This window comes from Vibrio sp. QJM3NY_26 (assembly GCF_057786005.1).
Genome location: NZ_CM173515.1, coordinates 2048728 through 2066946, shown reverse-complemented (window position 1 = coordinate 2066946; position 18219 = coordinate 2048728). Strand labels below are relative to the sequence as shown.

Here is an 18219-nt window from a genome sequence, read left to right as displayed (position 1 = left end):
TCAAAAGGTCATAAAAGACTATTCTTCTATATCCTATTGCTATAAAGAAAGAGTTGATAGATATTGAGTATATTGTGTTGTCAAAGTGTCGGGGGACATCATGGATAAACAGATAGAGACGCGTGTAGAGTTCGATTACACAACCTTTCTTGGCGCCTCATGCAGTAAAAAATGGACTTTTCTGGAGGCACTAACCACAATTGCACCAGTATTCAGTACCGTCTGGCGAGATAGCATTAAAGAGCTAGCAAGCCCTGAAGATCGTTTATGGCAGATGGCATTAAAATCAATGTCGACGCGTAAAAGTGATGAGTCAAACATTGTTACCTTACTTAAGCTGGCTAGGCTGGAAGGGATCAATGAGCTCAAAGTTGTTATGCCATATTCTCTTGAAGAAGAGCAGATAGAGTACATCGAGACGCGCAGTCATTTAGTGATTGCCGAGAATACTGGAGAAGAGTTTACTATCAAGCTGTAATCTCTCAGTATTGCTTAGAGCTTAGAGCTTAGAGCTTAGAGCTTATAGCATGCAGCTTAGAAGCTAGCTCAAAGAATATTAAAAACCGCACATGTAAGAAGGGCCTCAATAATGATGAGGCCCTTTTAGTATCTGGAACTTGTGTTTACGAGCTTACTCGCTTTCTAGAATGCGATCAGTCAACTAGACCATAGTCAGCACGCAGTACATCGATAATTTCTTGCTTAGGATTTTCGCTCAGTACGATCTCTGCACCTGTGATTTTCGCTGCGATATCAAGGTAAGTACGAGAAAGAGACATCAATGCATCCAAAGGAAGTTCATTGTCACGAGCTAGAGCTTCACGCTCTGGCATGCGTTCTTTGTTCAACAGAATGTCCGCATCAGGGAAGTAGTTAAGTAAGAACTGACGGAAACCCTCTTTCGAGTTCTCGACGATGTTGCCTTTGTTGTACTCTTGAGTATCCCAAATACGAGATGAATCTGGCGTGCCCACTTCGTCCATGTAGATCAGCTTTTCTTTACCTTGAGCATCGTTCACGTAGCCGAACTCAAACTTGGTATCGACAAAGGTTTGATCGACGTTTGCGAGTGCTTGGCTAATTACGTTGAAGCCTTCTTTTAGAAGTTTTTCATAATGCGCAATGTCACTTGCTTGAGTAAAGTTGAACGCTGCGAAGTTATCTTCGATGTTGTTACGCGAGATGTTCACATCGTCAGCTTCTGGAACACCAGGGATACCTTTCAAAATCCCTTTTGTTGAAGGCGTGATCAGTAGCTCAGGTAGCTTCTTGTCTTTCTCAAGACCTTCAGGCATTTCGATACCACAGAATTCACGTTCGCCGTTTGCGTATGCACGCCACATTGAACCTGTGATGTATTGACGACAAATCGCTTCAATCATGACTGGGCGAGCTTTTTGTACAATCCATACGAACGGGTGAGGGATATCAAGAATATGACTGTCAGCAAGTCCGCTGTCTTTAAACAATTTGAACCAGTGGTTAGAGATAGCATTCAGAGCCGCTCCCTTACCTGGAACACCTTTAAGATTACCTTCACCACGCCAGATACAATCAAATGCAGAGATACGGTCACTGATCACCATGATTGCTAAAGGTGCATCTGGTGCTACATCGTAGCCTTTCTCTTTGATTAGTCGTTGACTATCTTCTTCAGTTAACCAGTAGACTGAGCGAACTTTGCCACTGTGGACAGGTTTGTCAGTACGGATTGGTAGGTCATCATTTACGGCAAGAACTTGATCAGCAAGGCTCATTTAGACATTCCTATCTTTTATCAAACGTCATACAGAGAAGTGCGGTGTGCACATGATTAGACGGGCATTATACTCAATCTACTATTTCCTTCCAGATAAAAAGCAAACGATTGCTAAATCTATTGTTTAAATAAAAACCCCCGCCTAACAATTCGCCAAAAAATAGGTGAATCGTAGGGCAGGGGAAGGCAGTATATTTGGACTGTGTTTTGGAGCTATGCGGTTAAGTTAACTTAAGTTTGTTAGCTAAACGATTAAGCTATGTTTGTGGGCCATGTTTTTGAGCCAACATGTTATTAAGCAAGGTGGCTTAGTGAATGCGCTCTGAATTCGCATCCATAAAGAAGACTTCACACTGAAAGCGCATTCCTAATGTTCTTAGGTATTGCTGACTGAATTGATCAATCGATGCACTTGCCACAATCGCACTCGCATTCTTAGAGCGAATGGCTTTCTCGACGGTTTCTACCTCAGTCATCTGATGAGAGGCTTTCATATGAATAACTCGGTCGCAGCAAACATTATGTTGCTTTAGCTGCTTAGCGGATGGTCTCGGTGTTTGAGCGGTAAACAGTAGCCACTGATGTTGGTTGGACAGCAACGCCATTCTTGCAAATAACGCTTCCTCGTTTGAATTTTTGCTTTTACGAGAAACTGATGTAAATGCGCAGTGAACTAGCGGGCTAGAGTGTTGGGCTTTAACGTGTGCTTGAATCATTTTGCTGTCCTTATATACATGCTGTATGTGTATACAGTAGTTTTAGTTGCTTATAAGATCAAGCGTTTTTTGCGGGATTATTGGACGATTTTGTCTGAACTTATAGGTGTTATGTTGTTAAGTCATTGAAATTATTTGACAAATTAAATTAGAATGAATTTGCTACTTTGTCTCATAAGTTCAAAAAATGTGAGCTTTATACAGGTGTATACAGTGGTTTTGACAGAAAAGTACTGTATACGCCTGTATAGAAGAGAGAAGAGAGAAGAGAGAAGAGAGAAGAGAGAAGAGAGAAGAGAGAAGAGAGAAAATCTAAAACCACAGACACAAAAAAAGCGCCTTAGGCGCTTTCTTATATTTCAACGGTGTTGCTTATCTCAATGTCGCTTGGGAGAGTTTTGCTCTCATTTCCATTTCACCAATATTGAACTGGCGAACATCAATGGTTGCAATATCATTGCACTCATTACATGCATGATGACACTTACCATCTAGGTAGTCGTGCTTTTTAACTAGGCTTGGCTTTTTGCACCAATCACAAACGCCTTCTATTGTGAACATATTCTCTCCTCACCTGTTTAAGTCAGGTGTATTTTCGGCGCAAATTATGACACAAGTAAGACCCATTAGTTAATAGTTTGTTACCCGTTTTTGAGAGGGGGATCGATTGCAACACTAATAAAATCGATATCTTTGCGACCTTGAAAATTTAATATGTGTAGTTGTTTACGTTTTTGTAACATTTTGTAAAATGGTTTTTAGCGCATTGTTCAAACGTTTCATTTCTTCGTCACATCCGTGACCATCTGGATGGTAGATCTTTGATAATTGTTTGTATCGTATCTTGATGCTTTTCTGGTCCGGAATTGAGCTAGGCGTGTAGCCAAATAGCGCACAGGCTACCTGAAAATTGTTCAAACTCTTGTTGTTTTTCTGCTTCTTCAGTTCGTTATAGATAGTCTGAAGTTGGCGCTTTTGCTGTTTGATGGTGAAGTCTTTCGCGCTAAGCTGCGCTTCAAGTGTCTGTTGTTGCTGATTTAACTCACCAGACTTCAGGATCTGTCGCTTTCGCGATACAACCAGAGTCGCGCTGATACTCACTATTGCAATTAAAACGGCCAGTACTGCGCCACTTATATAGTCAGAGCTTGTTAGCTCGTGATTAGGTCGTTGTTGACCAGACATCTCTTGGCTTGTGCTGGCTTCTGTATCGATGCCGTCATTGAGCTGCTCAATCGAAGAGATCTGCTTGGCGCGTTGTTGGTTAAATTGTGCTTCCAGAACGCGATTGTAACCATCTTCTGCATCAGGGTTGTCTTTTAGGGCCGCTTCATACCATAGCTGTGCTGCATCTAATGGTTGGAGTAGATCTTTCTCAAGCGAGGACTCATAGATCTTTGCGACCTCAACTGAGGCGCGTTTGTTACCTTGCAATGCTGATTTGATAAACCATTCTAAAGCTAGCTTGTTGCTTTGCTCTACACCTGTCCCTGATAAATATAATTCAGCCAGCCTAAATTGCGCATTTGCATTGCCGTTATCCGCTGATTGCGAGTACCAATAAAATGCATCGCTGGTGCTCAAAGGGACGTCGACACCCGATTCATAAGCTTGAGCTAATTGGTATTGAGAAACTGGATCTTGAGGTTGTGACTTTATTGAAAATTCATCACTGCTTTCTGCGTGAACGAAATGTGGAATGGACAACTGTATCGTGGAAAAAATGAGGGCTAGAAATAGAGGCCTAAGAAATGACGATGACCAGAAGTTGGATAGGATAAGCAAAAGATAAGTCTCGTAAAAAAGCCCGGTCCCGATGTATCAGGATGAATACGCTATGTGGCTAAGTGTTAAGTCGTAACGCTTAAAATAAGCGATACGAATGACAAGCAACTATATAGTGGTTAATTCAATAGATAAAGGTAACTGGGCTTTAATCGTGCTACTTAAGCGGCAAGATTTGAATTTCTACGCGACGGTTACAAGCACGACCTTGAGAGGTGTTGTTGTCACATAGAGGGTAACGTTCACCGTTACCACGAGCAATGGCACGACCTGCAGCAACGTCTTGAGAGATCAAGAATGCACGAACAGATTCAGCACGACGCTCAGAAAGGACTTGGTTAGACGACTCGCTGCCAGTGCTGTCAGTGTGACCGTCGATCACTAGGCTAGTGTCTGGGTATTCAACTAAGATACGAGCAACACCACGTAGTGTGTTGTGAATACTAGACTCTAAAGCGTAAGAGCCAGAACCAAAACCAATGCCGTTTTCTAGGCGAAGTAGAAGCTGGTTCTCACCAACGCGTTCAACTTGAACACCAGAGTTCATGAGCTCTTCACGAAGTGCAGCTTCTTGTTGGTCGAAGTAGTAACCGATACCACCACCAACGGCGGCGCCACCAGCAGCACCGATGAGTGCACGTTTACGGCGATCTTTAGAATCGTCACCAGTAGCAGCACCAGCAACGGCACCAGCGATTGCACCAATTAGAGCGCCTTGAGTTGCAGAGTTCGTCTCAGATTCGCCTGTTGTAGCATTTTGGCGTTGAGTTGCCTGACAACCCGTTAGAGCGACAGTAAGCGCTAGGGCTAGTGTGATTTTTTTCAACGTATTTCTCCATCATGTACTTCTGTCAAACGCATGGATTGCGAATGACAAACATATAGTCCTATAAGTATTATTGATGGTTTTAACAATGTGCTGAGGAAATGTAAAGAGCAAGCATTATGATTTAGTTAAATGGCATGCTCTACGATTTGGTGATTTTTTTAGCTGCTTGAGTTCCGCCAACAGGGCGGTTTACCGAAAGCTTACGACCTTTCTTCAAGCCAACTTCATAGTCAGCGGTGAGGTTTTTCATCGCTTCTCTGAGTTGTTGTTTGAAGGTTTCACGGTCAATATTTTCAAATTCTTTATCAATGTAGTTATTGATTTTGTTGTTTGACTCGTCGTCCGGGGTAATGATTGGCAACTTTTCAAGCGCCCCTTCTACCCAACCAGAGACGTAAGAATTCACACGACGAGTGACTTCGAGAGTTCCGGTACCAGATCCTGAAAAGCTGTTTCTGAATTGACCCGTATGCTCGTTCAATTCGCGATAAATAATATCGAAAGCAAAGGCAGCAAAGATTGCTCGATCAGCTTCACCAATGAACTCCACACGCTTAAGGCCTTTGTGGTTCAGTAATACGGCTTCTACGCCAAACTTGGTGTTAATACCACGAATAACACGCAGCAGTGTAGAGCTGATATTTGCAGGTAACAGATGACTGGACTGAGTTTTCCCCATCTTGATAAATTCAATATCGTCTTTCTCGAGACCATATTTCAGCATCAAGTTATGCGCCATTTTTATCGCATTGGCCGCTTCATTGACGTTCGCAGAATTTCCAAGCTCAAGGCACTTGGCAATTTTCTTTAGGGCTTTTTTCTTATCCATCGACTACTTAATCATTACCGCAAATTTTGAAAAGTCCGACATTTTACATGTTTTGGCAGGTAACAGCAAAGTCAAAAGTCATTTGTTATTATGCGGTGAGCCATTTATGAAGGGTGGAAGAGACGGCTTCTGGATAATATAAAAACGCCATCAAGCGTATTGATGGCGTTAGTGACACGATTTTCCGGATTAACTAGAGCATTAGCAAACTAGATACCAAGTTCATCGAGTAGATCGGCTGCCGAATCATTACCTGAACTTTGAGCGGGCTTATTCGCTTCCTGCATTTTTTTCTGAGTAGCCTCAAGAATACTGTCTGGACATTCGTCTTCAGCGATCTCAAATTCTTCTAATTGGATGAATTCTGTCTTATCCATTGCAAGCTCTAGATAGAAGATGTTGTTGTTTGCAGTCGAGAAGGTCACTCGGCGAGCTTGTGGACGATCTAGGTTAGTATCAACAGAAAGGTTTACTTGCTTGTTCAATGCCAGCATTTTCGGTTGGTTCTGTGTGATGTTGGTTTGCAGTTCTTTACGGATCTTATTGGTGAAATCACCAACTAACTGGTTCATCAACTCACCCAAAACATCGCCCACTTCGTCAGACGTGTGAAGTACTGCCAGCTCATCTTCTGGCATGCCCATGTTACGCATGTAATTGGTATAGATCTCTAGCGCGGCTTTAGACGTAAAATTGATGACAACAAGACCAGAAAAGCCACCGTCAAATAAGACGAAACAACCAAAGTCTGGCTTCAGACTTGTCTTGTTGATCTTTTGAACCATAGCTGAATAGGACACCTGAGAAGCCGTCGCTGAAGTGAGTACGCTTGAGACTGATTGGCATAGCTTAAGAAGAATATCTTCAGTTGTGACTGTTTTGTTTTTTTTCATTGTGATGTGCTCATGGAGATGTCTTAAACAAAATGTTATTCAGTATATTGGACTGAATTAAGACGAAAGTGACTATTTCTCCATTCTTGCACTGAGATTCTGATTTGATCACCTTTTTATATGATCTTAATAGTAGTAAAGTGACGAAATTCAAAGAAAATTATTAAAAATCTCAGATAACCCAATGCTGATAGGATCAGCGAAGTAGGGGCAGGAAGCAAATGTTACCAAGACTTCAACTTAATGCTGATGTCGATCCAGTAGTCGTACGCTTTTTAGATGAACTAAAAATAGCGGGCTTTACTGGCGACATTGAATCTCAATATTCTAGCCGTTTGGCTGTGGCGACTGATAACAGTGTCTATCAGCAATTGCCGCAGGCGGTCATCCTTCCTAAAACAACTCAAGACGTTGTGTTGCTCGGTCAGGTGGGTGCTAAATCCGCTTACGAACGCGTGACCTTTTCCCCTCGTGGCGGCGGTACCGGAACCAACGGACAATCCTTAACAAAAGGTGTCGTGGTTGACCTTTCACGACACATGAATAAGGTTCTTGAGATTAACGAGAAAGAGGGCTGGGTAAGAGTTCAGTCTGGCGTCGTTAAAGACCAATTGAATGATGCAGTACGTCCCTACGGTTACTTTTTCTCTCCAGACCTTTCTACCAGTAACCGAGCAACCTTAGGTGGCATGATCAATACCGATGCTTCGGGCCAAGGGTCGTTGAAGTACGGAAAAACGTCAGATCATGTATTGTCATTGCAAGCGGTGTTCGCGGATGGTTCGTGTCTAGAGTCTGATTTATCGCACGGCTTGCCAGTTGAGGGTGAATTTGCTCACCATGCCCTTGCGGTTACTGAAGCCGTTTGTCGAGACAAGCGCGCTCAAATTCTTAATAAATTCCCACCATTGAACCGCTTCTTAACAGGTTACGATCTAAAGAACGCAATCAACGAACAAGACGACAGCTTTGATCTGACTCGCGTCCTATGTGGTGCCGAGGGCTCATTAGTCTTCATTACGGAAGCAAAGCTCAACCTAACGCCTATTCCCAAAGCGCGAACGCTGGTCAACGTGAAATACAACACGTTCGATTCTGCGCTGCGTAATGCGCCGTTCATGGTAGAAGCGAAAGCGCTGTCTGTTGAGACGGTTGATTCAAGAGTATTGAACCTAGCGAAGCAAGACATCGTTTGGCACACTGTGAGCGACCTGCTTATGGATGTTCCCAATAAAGAGATGCTTGGCATCAACATGGTTGAGTTTGCAGGCCAAGATGAAGCGGAAGTTGAACAACAAGTTCAAGCACTGACGGCACAACTTGAAAGCATGCTTGAAACCGAAGAAGCGGGTGTGATTGGCTTCCAAGTATGCAGTGACTTAGCGAGCATTGGCCGAATCTACAACATGCGTAAGAAAGCGGTGGGTCTGTTAGGTGCGGCGAAAGGTCGAGCTAAGCCGGTGGCTTTTGCTGAAGATACCTGTGTACCACCGGAACACTTGGCCGATTTCATCTCTGAATTTAGAGTCTTACTCGATTCAAAAGAGTTGAACTACGGCATGTTTGGTCACGTTGATGCGGGCGTACTGCACGTTCGTCCGGCACTTGATCTGTGTGACCCGATGCAAGAAGCACTGATGCACGAAGTCTCTGATGAAGTGGTTAAGTTGGTGGCTAAATACGGCGGCTTGATGTGGGGTGAGCACGGTAAAGGCTTCCGCTCTGAGTATGGCCCTGACTTCTTTGGTGAGGAACTGTTTACCGAATTAAGACGAGTTAAAGCAGCGTTCGACCCGCACAACAAGATGAACCCAGGCAAGATCTGTACGCCATTAGAAAGTGATGCGGAATTGGTGAAAGTGACCGATACCAAGCGTGGTTTCTACGACCGTCAGATTGACGTACAAGTTCGTGATAGCTTCAAACAAGCCATGGAATGTAACGGTAACGGCTTGTGCTTCAACTACGATACGAGCTCTCCAATGTGTCCTTCGATGAAAGTCACGGCAGACCGTCGTCATTCACCAAAAGGCCGCGCAGGCTTGGTAAGAGAGTGGCTTCGTCAGTTAACTGAGCAAGGCGTCGATATTCTCGATTTAGAGCAAGAAGCGCTGAAAGACAATACTCCGATTAAAACCATGATTGATCGCGTTCGCAATACCATGAACAAACGTCATGAATACGATTTCTCTCATGAAGTTCACGAAGCGATGAATGGCTGTCTTGCGTGTAAAGCGTGTGCGAGCCAATGTCCGATCAAAGTCGATGTGCCGAGTTTCCGTTCTCGATTCTTGAACATCTATTACTCTCGTTATCAGCGCCCAGCAAAAGACTATTTAGTTGCCAACATTGAAACCATGCTGCCGCTAATGGCGAAAGCACCAAAGGTTGTTAACGCAGCGTTGGGTCAAAAGTGGATACAAACCGCAACGGCTAAAACAGTCGGTTATGTTGATGCACCATTGATGTCGGTGCCTACGCTAAAAAATCGTTTGGCGAGTAAAGAATTGCAACTCTTCGACTTACAGTACTTAGAAGGTTTGTCTTCTGAGCAGAAGAAACAGCATGTACTTATCGTTCAAGACCCGTTTACTAGCTTTTATGATGCAGAGGTAGTCGAAGATTTCGTTACTCTAGCTCAGAAGCTTGGTAAAACACCGGTACTACTGCCGTTCAAACCCAATGGAAAAGCGCTGCACATTAAGGGCTTCTTAAATCGTTTTGCTCGTGAGGCGAAATCTACATCGGATTTCTTGTCGATGGTGGCGGATATCGGTATTCCTTTGGTGGGTGTTGATCCTGCACTGGTACTTTGTTATCGCGATGAATATGTCGAGATCTTAGGTGACAAGCGTGGCGACTTTGATGTGCTCACCGTGCATGAATGGTTAATGCCATCGTTAGGTGAGTTCGAAGCGCGCTCAGCAAGTGAAGAGATGTGGTACTTGTTCGCTCACTGTACTGAGAAGACCAAAATGCCGAACGCTGAAAAAGAGTGGGGCGCTATCTTCAAACACTTTGGTGCTGCGTTAACCAGCGTTCCTGTCGGCTGTTGTGGTATGGCCGGTACTTTCGGTCACGAGGTCGATAAGCTTCAAATGTCGAAAGATATATACGGTTTAAGCTGGAAACCTCAAATGCAGGACTTACCAAAAGATCGTTGTTTGGTGACGGGTTATTCTTGCCGTAGCCAAGTGAAGCGTTTTGAAGGTGAGAAGCTTGCTCACCCATTACAGGCGCTAGCAAAAATTCTTTAATACATTTAGCCCAGCAATTGCTGGGCTTTTTTCTAAACTAACAAAGGAATGTTAATAAGGAAAAGTATGAAATTTCTAGAATTAAAAGTACCACCCGTTGCACTGTTCATTATTGTATTCGTAGCATCATACTTCTGCGCTCAGCAGTTGAGCCAAGGGACACTAGCATTACCTTATGGAATGGTTGTGCTAGGCGTCGGGATCATATTGAGTGGTGTGATTGGAATATCAGGCATATGGGAATTTCGAAAACAGAAAACCACCGTTAACCCGATCAAAGTCGAAACTGCTTCTGCCGTTGTGGACAGTGGAATCTTTGGCTACACGCGAAACCCAATGTATCTAGGGTTATTCATCCTACTGTTTTGCTTTGGCTACTTCTTCCAAAACTTATTCAGTGTTTTACTCAGTTTTGCATTCGTAATATATATGAATCAGTTCCAAATTAAGCCAGAAGAGCGCGCTCTAGAGCAATTGTTCGGTGCGGAATATGTTGATTACAAACAAAAGGTTAGGCGCTGGATTTAGTTTTGACTTGAGTGCAGGCTTGAGTGTCTTCGTGTAGTCAAGGATCGTACTAAAAAAGCCCAGCTTGAGGATATCAAGCTGGGCTTTATTGATCTTGTTCTAGAGCTTATTTACATCGAGATGTGTAAATAAGGATGCTGATTAAGCGGCAGCTGCAAACTGAGCTAGAAACATCTCTTTACGCTCGTTGAAGCGGTTTACTAGGTCGTCGACAGAAGCTTGGTCGTATGGCTTAAGGCCACTTGCTACCATGCGTTTCACGCCTTTACCGACAACTTCGCCGTCTTCTTTGAAATCGAAGTTCAGTGTCACGATGCCACGCTTGCCTTCAACATCAAAAGTCGCACCAGAGAATTCAACTTCTGGGTGAGATAGGTCTAGGCGAGTAAATTCAACTTCCATGCTCTCGTAAATCACAAGAGGACGTTGGCAGTTGATCATCATTTGTTGTTCTTCCATAAGAGGAACCATGATGTGTGGGAAGTTCATGCCAGAGAACTTAACGTAGTTTGTTACTACGTGTTCGATGAATGCTTGATCGTGGCTCTTTTCACCTTCACAAGACATGTGTAGGTATTCTTTGCCTTTCTCGTCAACCAGTGAGCTTTCTTTCTCACACTTGTTGTCAACGCTTAGCGCAATACCGTTACCCACCATACCTGAAAAATCAAAACGCATTTTTTGGCTGATGCCTTCTTTTTGCAGAAGTACTGCAAACAAAAGATCGCCAGGCACGCAGAAGCGCTTGTTGTCTTCATCGTGAATTGGGTTGAAGTCAGCGGCTACTTTTTTAGCAAAGTGGCTAGCCTGTTCACGAGTGAATTGAAATTGATTGTCTTCAGTTGAAAAGTAAGGTGTCAGAAACATAGTATCGCTATTAGTCATCAAATCTGGCGTGGATTATAGCTAACTAACTTCGATCTAATGGTCTATCCAGTTAACTTTGTTTATATATCAGTCAATTAGATAAATACGTTGGATGGTATGTGACGATTTTTAAGAGGATATGGTCTTTGACTCAATGCAACAAGGGCTAATCAATAGCCCTTGTTTATACAACACTTTAAGAGGTGTTATTTAGAGTGTTTCTGCTTTAAAAACTACACAGAGTGCCTTCTGGCATTAGATGGTTATGAACGGACAACTTAAGTAACAGGTTTGCTTGTTCAATATCAGGTGAGAAGTAGCGATCTTTGTCGTAGAAGCTGACCTTCTCACGCAGAATTTGTTTCGCCTCTTCTACGCGAGGAGACGAAAGGTTTGGCGCTCGGAAGTCTAGCCCTTGTGCTGCTGCTAAATATTCTACTGCCAATATCCCACGGGTATTTTCAGCCATGTATCTAAGCCTACGAGCGGCAAAGGTGGCCATTGATACGTGGTCTTCTTGGTTTGCAGAAGTAGGTAGGCTGTCTATTGATGCCGGGTGAGCCAATGTTTTGTTCTCACTAGCGAGTGCTGCAGATGTTACTTGAGCAATCATAAAGCCCGAGTTCACTCCGCCGTTATCGACTAAGAAAGGTGGAAGTTTGCTTAGCGCACTATCAATCAACAACGCCATTCTACGCTCTGACAAGCTACCGATTTCAGCTATCGCTAGTGCAAGGTTATCCGCAGCCATCGCGACGGGTTCTGCGTGGAAGTTACCGCCCGAAATGATGTCACCATCGTCAGCGAAAACAAGCGGGTTGTCGGATACGGCATTTGCTTCAATGTTTAAGGTTTCTGCTGAGTTACGAATTTGCTGTAAACACGCACCCATCACTTGAGGCTGACAACGCAGTGAGTAAGGGTCTTGAACCTTTTCACAACAAGTATGTGATTCGCCAATTTCACTCTTTTGATCAAGCATATGTCGGTAAGCAAGTGCTGCATCCATTTGGCCACGGTGACCACGAACGCGGTGTATACGAGGGTCAAACGGACGACGACTACCTAGCGCAGCCTCAACCGACATCGCGCCACATACGGTTGCAGACGCAAACAAGTCTTCAGCTGCGAACAGACCTTCTAATGCAAATGCTGTTGATGCTTGTGTGCCGTTTAACAGAGCCAAACCTTCTTTAGGTGCTAGCGTGATTGGCTCTAAGCCTGCGATCTGCATAGCTTCTAAGCCTGTGATGATTTTACCGTTGTGGCGTGCTTGGCCTTCACCTAGCAGTACTGTACTCATGTGGGCTAGGGGAGCGAGATCTCCTGATGCACCAACCGAGCCTTTTTGAGGAACACATGGGTAAACCTGTGCGTTCACTAGATCGATAAGAGCGTTAATCACTTTCAGGCGAATACCCGAGTAACCACGAGACAAGCTGTTAATCTTTAACACCATCATCAAACGCACAGTTTCATCAGACATGAACTTGCCGATGCCCGCCGCGTGAGAAAGCACGATACTTTTCTGTAGTACTTCTAAATCTTCTGGGGCGATTTTGGTATTCGCTAATAAGCCAAAACCTGTATTGATGCCATACACAGTGCGATCTTCAGCGATCACTTGTTCGACAACGTGCATGCTCGCTTCAATATCAGGGATTGCAGCAGGGTCGAGTGATAAATTTACAGGGCTACGGCTAATCTTACGCAGTTCAGGTAGGCCAAGAAGTCCTGGTTTAAGTAATAAATTCAACATGTATTCTCCAGACATTAAAGGCGACGAAGTTCTTCGTTTAGCATAGGTAAATCAAGCTTCTGCTCTTTAGCACACTGCTTGGCAATATCGTAACCCGCATCAGCATGACGCATAACGCCAGTTGCCGGATCATTGTGAAGTACACGAGCAATACGATGTGATGCATCTTCACTGCCGTCACAACAAATCACCATACCTGAGTGTTGTGAGAAGCCCATGCCAACGCCGCCACCATGGTGGAGAGAAACCCATGTTGCGCCGCCTGCAGTATTCAGCAGAGCGTTCAATAGAGGCCAATCTGAAACGGCATCTGAGCCATCCATCATGCCTTCTGTTTCACGGTTCGGGCTTGCCACTGAACCTGAATCTAGGTGGTCACGACCGATAACAACTGGTGCTTTCAGTTCGCCATTTTTAACCATTTCATTGAATGCTTGGCCTAAACGTTCACGATCTTTCAAGCCAACCCAACAGATACGCGCTGGTAAGCCTTGGAACTGAATGCGTTCACGCGCCATATCTAACCAGTTGTGCAAATGTGGGTTGTCTGGAATCAGTTCTTTTACTTTTTGGTCTGTTTTGTAGATGTCTTCTGGGTCGCCAGAAAGGGCAGCCCAACGGAACGGACCGACGCCTTCACAAAATAAAGGTCGTATATATGCGGGAACGAAACCTGGGAAATCAAATGCATTCTCCACACCTTCTTCCAATGCCATTTGGCGAATGTTATTACCGTAATCTACAGTCGCAGCACCACGGTACTGAAGATCCAGCATAGCTTGAACTTGAATAGCCATAGATTGTTTAGCGGCTTTCACTACTTTCGCTTCATCAACTAAACGTTCTTGTGCTGCTTTCTCCATCGTCCAACCTTGAGGCAAGTAGCCGTTCAGCGGATCGTGGGCAGAGGTTTGGTCTGTCACTACGTCAGGGGTGATATTGCGTTCAACTAACTCTGGGAATACATCAGCAGCGTTGCCTAATAGGCCAACAGAGATTGGCGTGTCTGATTCTTTAATCATTGCCATCGCTTCATCTATGCTGGTGGCTTTTTTGTCTACATAACCAGTACGTAAGCGATAGTCGATCCGTGATTCATCACATTCAACAGCGATCATCGAGAAGCCTGCCATTGTTGCCGCGAGAGGTTGAGCACCACCCATACCGCCAAGACCACCCGTTAGAACCCACTTGCCGTTTGCTTCGCCTTGGAAGTGCTTCTTCGCGATAGCGACAAACGTTTCATAAGTACCTTGAACGATGCCTTGAGAGCCAATGTAGATCCAGCTGCCTGCTGTCATTTGGCCGTACATCATCAAGCCTTCTTTATCGAGCTCGTTGAAGTGTTCCCAATTTGCCCAGTGCGGAACAAGGTTAGAGTTCGCAATCAGTACGCGAGGTGCATTCTTGTGAGTTGGGAACACACCTACAGGTTTACCAGATTGAACAAGTAACGTTTGATCGTCTTCTAAACGTTCTAATACTTCGACAATCTTGTCATAACATTTCCAATCGCGCGCAGCGCGACCAATACCGCCATACACAACCAGTGCATGTGGGTGTTCTGCCACATCAGGGTCTAGGTTGTTCATCAGCATACGCAGTGGTGCTTCTGTTAACCAAGATTTAGCGCGCAAAGTGGTGCCATGAGGTGCGCGAATTTCGCGAGTCGTGTCGAGACGAGGGTCACTGTTGTGGTGTTCCGTCATTTTGGAATTCCTTCTGTTTCACGTTATATCGTTGTAGTTGTAGTTGTAGTTATCGGTATAGCTGGATTAGTCGCTGGCCATTGCAGAGGCAATATCCCAACACAAACGTGCCGCCAATCGAGCCGTTTGGCCATCGATGTCGTAGTCTGGGTTGTATTCCGCAATGTCCGCGGTAATGAGTTTTTCACTGTGTTGGAAAATCTGTTCTAGAAAAGGAGCGAGTGCTTCATAGCTCACGCCTCTTGCCGCTGGCGCACTTACGCCCGGCGCTGTCGCTGCTGGAAATACGTCTAGATCGATAGTGAGATAGAGGTAATCACATTCAGCGATGAATTTTTGTAACTTAACCAGTTGAGCGACTTGGTTAACTTGGGTCATGTTGCGGTCGTGTTCATACCAAACGCCCAGTTGGTCGGCTTTGTTAAACAGCGCTTTGGTATTACTGGCAGCACTCACACCAAGACAAGCGTAATGAAACGGCCACTGATGTTTGTGGCAGTAATCGCTTATCTGATTAAAAGGCGTACCTGAACTGGGTTTAACATCGGCGATTTCGCTTTCAAATTCACGAAGATCAAAGTGAGCATCAAAGTTAACGATGCCGATCTTAGGTTTGCGTTCTGACTGATCTTTATGAAGGTGTTTAGTTTTATGTCGGTGTTCCGTTTGGTGTAAATGCTCAGCAAGTCCTTGGAAAGACGCCCAAGCAACCTCGTGACCACCGCCAAGGGTAATCACTTTGTTGGTTGATAAAGCATTAGTAATTACAGAAGCACACTGTTTTTGGCTGACTTCGAGCTGGCCATCATTACATTCGATATCACCAAGATCCGCGATGTGCGCGTCACTGTGCCAAGCCATATTAGCCAACGCTTGGCGAATCAGGTTAGGTGCTTGTTTCGCGCCTACGCGTCCTTTGTTTCTTGCAACTCCAGCATCGCTGGCAAAGCCAACTAAGGCGATAGCGCCATCAGTAAGCTCGTTACTTAACTCACTACTGTGAACTTGTTTGGTAATGTGATGAACGCGAGTACCGAGTGCGCCATCTTCAAGATCATTACGCCCAGTCCATACAAAGTTATGTGTGGTTGCTGCATTATCTCGGATGCCGTTAGACTTAGATTGAGTCATGACACACCTCGCCGTTAACAATGCGTTTATACAGATGAGGAACACCAACTTGATAGCTTAAGTCGGCAGGGTGCTCGATATTCCAGATAGCCAAATCAGCGGCATAACCAATTTCAATTTTGCCTTTGGTTTGTGAGTCGCCAATGGCAGAAGCAGCGTTACAAGTTACACCGCGCAGCGCTTCTTCAGGCGTTGTACCAAACAGGGTGCAGCTCATGTTCATCATTAGAGTTAAATCAGCAAAGGGAGAAGTGCCGGGGTTTAAGTCGGTCGCTATTGCCATTGGAATGTTGTGTTCACGAAGTAAAGCAATAGGAGGCTGTTGAGTCTCTTTCAGGAAGTAGAAAGCACCGGGTAGCAAGGTGGCAACTGTGCCTGATTCTGCCAGTGCTTTTACTCCGGTTTCATCAAGGTATTCAACATGGTCAACAGAGAGTGCGCCGTATTTAGCTGCAAGCGCGCTGCCACCCATATTCGAAAGTTGTTCAGTGTGACCTTTAATCGCTAGCCCATGCGCTTTGGCTGCTGCAAAGACACGTTCGGTTTGTTCTAGGTTGAAGCCGATAGATTCGCAGAACACGTCAACTGCATCGGCGAGCCCTTGCTCTGCAGCTTTAGGAATGATCTCTTGGCAAACCAGATCGATATAGCTGTCCGGTTTCTCTTTATATTCTGGTGGAATAGCATGGGCAGCAAGGAGAGTGGTGGTGATCTTAATACGGCGATGATTCTCTAACGCTTTGGCTGCACGTAACATCTTGAGCTCATCTTCAAGTGTTAAACCATAACCAGATTTTACTTCGATACTGGTTACGCCACTTCTTAGTAGGCCATCAAGTCTCGGTAATGCCATTTCAACCAGTTCGGATTCTTGTGCTGCGCGGGTCGCGGTTACTGTCGCTAGAATGCCACCGCCTTGCTTGGCGATGTCGGTGTAAGACACACCATTCAAACGCTGCTCAAATTCATTGGCACGATTACCCGCAAATACGAGGTGAGTGTGGCAATCAATCAGCCCGGGGGTGACGAGCTTGTTTTTGCAATCATAGGTGATGTGATCCGCAGAGCCATCAGTGCTCGGTTGCTCTACCTCAGAAGCATGTGCTTCGTGGTTTGAACAAGATATGGACACGATCTTACCGTCTTCGATAACGATATCTTGAGGGGAAGAGGGCTGATAACCATCGGCTCCCGAACTCATGGAGACCACTCGTGCGTTTTTGAGGATCAAATTCATAATCACCTAGATCTTTGCTAAACATTAAATGTATATACAAATAAATAGGCTAAACGCTGACCCGAATCAAGTTGATGTTGCAAAAATGTGATCGGAGATCAGGATGATGTTCTTTAATCTAGAAGTATCTTGGAGCTTAATTTGTACTTAGAGCCAGGATGGTAGAGTAATGCAAAGCTGATGAGACGCTCTTTACTCCACGTTCTTCTATTCAAAAGTAGGCAAGGCTCTGATTCAAAAAGTTTTAGTGACGTTCTGATTTGAGAGTCAGGAATAATGGCTTCAACCGTATGCTCGATAGCACTCAACGGGCAGTTTTTTGAAAGGTATTCGTTGGGCGTAGAGGTTGAAAAGTCTTGCTCTAGGTATTTTGGGGCGGCTTGAGAGTTCACCCAGCGCGCTTCCAATTGTATCGGCGCGTTGTCCGCAAAGTGGATGATTTCACTATAGAATACTTCTGCGTTAATCATTACACCTAACCGTGTGGCGGTGCTTTCATCAGCCTTAATGCTATCGTGTTTGATAACTTGGCTAGTATACGTTTGGCCTCTGTCTTTGATCTCTTGCGCGATGTTGTTGATATCAAGCAGGGGAGATTGCGCTTTTTCGTCGGGTTCACAAACAAAAGTACCTAGCCTTGGCTTCCTAATGAGCTTGCCTTCAGACACCAGATCTCGAATGGCTTTATTGACCGTCATTCGACTCACTTTGAACTGCTCTGTGAGCTCGAGTTCGGTGGTGATTTGATAACCCACTGGCCAGTGACCACTGGTGATATTGTCGTCTATGAACTGTTTTATCTGAAGGTAGAGCGGCGCTTTCGACATAATGAAACCTTATTTGACTATACAAATAGAGTAACGGATTTTTTCATGATTTCAACATTTCCTCGGGCAATGTGACTTTATTCAACATAGATG

General features: G+C 44.6%; 16 protein-coding genes. 3 read left to right on the top strand and 13 right to left on the bottom strand.

Annotated features, from left to right (window positions below):
* Window positions 1-100 precede the first annotated feature (100 nt).
* Entirely contained in the window at window positions 101-478 is a 378-nt protein-coding gene (locus AC3CH4_RS09120) for a hypothetical protein (RefSeq protein ID WP_054547386.1), read from the top strand.
* Between the two features lie 175 nt (window positions 479-653).
* Here AC3CH4_RS09120 and AC3CH4_RS09115 read toward each other — a convergent pair whose 3' ends face one another.
* The 7 genes from AC3CH4_RS09115 to AC3CH4_RS09085 all read right to left on the bottom strand — a co-directional run bounded on the left by AC3CH4_RS09115 (window position 654) and on the right by AC3CH4_RS09085 (window position 6811).
* Window positions 654-1757, bottom strand: coding sequence for a phosphoribosylaminoimidazolesuccinocarboxamide synthase (locus AC3CH4_RS09115; RefSeq protein WP_171316095.1), 1104 nt, complete (start codon window positions 1755-1757; stop codon window positions 654-656).
* A 310-nt stretch (window positions 1758-2067) separates the two neighbouring features.
* On the bottom strand, window positions 2068-2475 hold the full coding sequence (locus AC3CH4_RS09110; RefSeq protein WP_004733418.1) for a SulA-like leucine-rich domain-containing protein: 408 nt from the start codon (window positions 2473-2475) through the stop codon (window positions 2068-2070).
* 372 nt (window positions 2476-2847) lie between these two features.
* Entirely contained in the window at window positions 2848-3036 is a 189-nt protein-coding gene (locus AC3CH4_RS09105; protein WP_017059767.1) for a hypothetical protein, read from the bottom strand.
* A gap of 165 nt (window positions 3037-3201) precedes the next feature.
* Window positions 3202-4260 carry a tetratricopeptide repeat protein gene (locus tag AC3CH4_RS09100; protein WP_488542858.1) on the bottom strand — a complete coding sequence of 353 codons (1059 nt, stop codon included), beginning with the start codon at window positions 4258-4260 and terminating at the stop codon, window positions 3202-3204.
* Between the two features lie 157 nt (window positions 4261-4417).
* Window positions 4418-5086, bottom strand: a complete 669-nt coding sequence (locus tag AC3CH4_RS09095) for a YiaD family glycine zipper/OmpA-like lipoprotein (RefSeq protein ID WP_428786529.1) — start codon at window positions 5084-5086, stop codon at window positions 4418-4420.
* A gap of 142 nt (window positions 5087-5228) precedes the next feature.
* Complete coding sequence (locus AC3CH4_RS09090) at window positions 5229-5918, bottom strand: DUF2786 domain-containing protein (RefSeq protein ID WP_428786186.1); 690 nt, start codon at window positions 5916-5918, stop codon at window positions 5229-5231.
* Window positions 5919-6127: 209 nt separating this feature from the next.
* On the bottom strand, window positions 6128-6811 hold the full coding sequence (locus AC3CH4_RS09085) for a DUF3334 family protein (protein ID WP_004733423.1): 684 nt from the start codon (window positions 6809-6811) through the stop codon (window positions 6128-6130).
* 221 nt (window positions 6812-7032) lie between these two features.
* Between AC3CH4_RS09085 and ydiJ the strand changes: the two genes are divergently transcribed.
* Together ydiJ and AC3CH4_RS09075 are read left to right on the top strand one after the other, a co-directional pair.
* Window positions 7033-10068 (top strand): D-2-hydroxyglutarate dehydrogenase YdiJ, encoded by a 3036-nt coding sequence (gene ydiJ, locus AC3CH4_RS09080; protein WP_488542857.1) that lies wholly within the window; start codon window positions 7033-7035, stop codon window positions 10066-10068.
* Window positions 10069-10134: 66 nt separating this feature from the next.
* Window positions 10135-10596, top strand: coding sequence for a methyltransferase family protein (locus tag AC3CH4_RS09075; RefSeq protein WP_488542856.1), 462 nt, complete (start codon window positions 10135-10137; stop codon window positions 10594-10596).
* Between the two features lie 141 nt (window positions 10597-10737).
* Here AC3CH4_RS09075 and AC3CH4_RS09070 read toward each other — a convergent pair whose 3' ends face one another.
* From AC3CH4_RS09070 to hutC, 6 genes are all read right to left on the bottom strand, one after another.
* Window positions 10738-11463: a DUF3581 domain-containing protein gene (locus tag AC3CH4_RS09070; RefSeq protein ID WP_010438254.1), complete on the bottom strand. Its 726-nt coding sequence runs from the start codon at window positions 11461-11463 to the stop codon at window positions 10738-10740.
* A gap of 226 nt (window positions 11464-11689) precedes the next feature.
* A complete protein-coding gene (gene hutH, locus AC3CH4_RS09065) occupies window positions 11690-13222 on the bottom strand; it encodes a histidine ammonia-lyase (protein WP_065204796.1) in 1533 nt (510 codons plus the stop codon).
* 14 nt (window positions 13223-13236) lie between these two features.
* Window positions 13237-14931, bottom strand: coding sequence for a urocanate hydratase (gene hutU / locus AC3CH4_RS09060; RefSeq protein ID WP_488542855.1), 1695 nt, complete (start codon window positions 14929-14931; stop codon window positions 13237-13239).
* Window positions 14932-14997: 66 nt separating this feature from the next.
* On the bottom strand, window positions 14998-16062 hold the full coding sequence (gene hutG, locus AC3CH4_RS09055; protein WP_488542854.1) for a formimidoylglutamase: 1065 nt from the start codon (window positions 16060-16062) through the stop codon (window positions 14998-15000).
* Window positions 16049-17299, bottom strand: a complete 1251-nt coding sequence (gene hutI, locus AC3CH4_RS09050) for an imidazolonepropionase (RefSeq protein WP_488542853.1) — start codon at window positions 17297-17299, stop codon at window positions 16049-16051. The genes hutG and hutI overlap by 14 nt, the downstream gene beginning before the upstream one ends.
* 113 nt (window positions 17300-17412) lie before the next feature.
* Window positions 17413-18126 (bottom strand): histidine utilization transcriptional repressor HutC, encoded by a 714-nt coding sequence (hutC, locus tag AC3CH4_RS09045; protein ID WP_054547395.1) that lies wholly within the window; start codon window positions 18124-18126, stop codon window positions 17413-17415.
* Window positions 18127-18219 lie beyond the last annotated feature (93 nt).

Excerpts from the sequence above, each read along its gene's own strand:
- AC3CH4_RS09120 (WP_054547386.1), top strand. The coding sequence starts at position 101 with ATGGATAAACAGATAGAGACGCGTGTAGAGTTCGATTACACAACCTTT.
- AC3CH4_RS09115 (WP_171316095.1), bottom strand. The coding sequence starts at position 1,757 with ATGAGCCTTGCTGATCAAGTTCTTGCCGTAAATGATGACCTACCAATC.
- AC3CH4_RS09110 (WP_004733418.1), bottom strand. The coding sequence starts at position 2,475 with ATGATTCAAGCACACGTTAAAGCCCAACACTCTAGCCCGCTAGTTCAC.
- AC3CH4_RS09105 (WP_017059767.1), bottom strand. The coding sequence starts at position 3,036 with ATGTTCACAATAGAAGGCGTTTGTGATTGGTGCAAAAAGCCAAGCCTA.
- AC3CH4_RS09090 (WP_428786186.1), bottom strand. The coding sequence starts at position 5,918 with ATGGATAAGAAAAAAGCCCTAAAGAAAATTGCCAAGTGCCTTGAGCTT.
- AC3CH4_RS09085 (WP_004733423.1), bottom strand. The coding sequence starts at position 6,811 with ATGAAAAAAAACAAAACAGTCACAACTGAAGATATTCTTCTTAAGCTA.
- ydiJ (WP_488542857.1), top strand. The coding sequence starts at position 7,033 with ATGTTACCAAGACTTCAACTTAATGCTGATGTCGATCCAGTAGTCGTA.
- AC3CH4_RS09075 (WP_488542856.1), top strand. The coding sequence starts at position 10,135 with ATGAAATTTCTAGAATTAAAAGTACCACCCGTTGCACTGTTCATTATT.
- AC3CH4_RS09070 (WP_010438254.1), bottom strand. The coding sequence starts at position 11,463 with ATGTTTCTGACACCTTACTTTTCAACTGAAGACAATCAATTTCAATTC.
- hutH (WP_065204796.1), bottom strand. The coding sequence starts at position 13,222 with ATGTTGAATTTATTACTTAAACCAGGACTTCTTGGCCTACCTGAACTG.
- hutU (WP_488542855.1), bottom strand. The coding sequence starts at position 14,931 with ATGACGGAACACCACAACAGTGACCCTCGTCTCGACACGACTCGCGAA.
- hutG (WP_488542854.1), bottom strand. The coding sequence starts at position 16,062 with ATGACTCAATCTAAGTCTAACGGCATCCGAGATAATGCAGCAACCACA.
- hutI (WP_488542853.1), bottom strand. The coding sequence starts at position 17,299 with ATGAATTTGATCCTCAAAAACGCACGAGTGGTCTCCATGAGTTCGGGA.
- hutC (WP_054547395.1), bottom strand. The coding sequence starts at position 18,126 with ATGTCGAAAGCGCCGCTCTACCTTCAGATAAAACAGTTCATAGACGAC.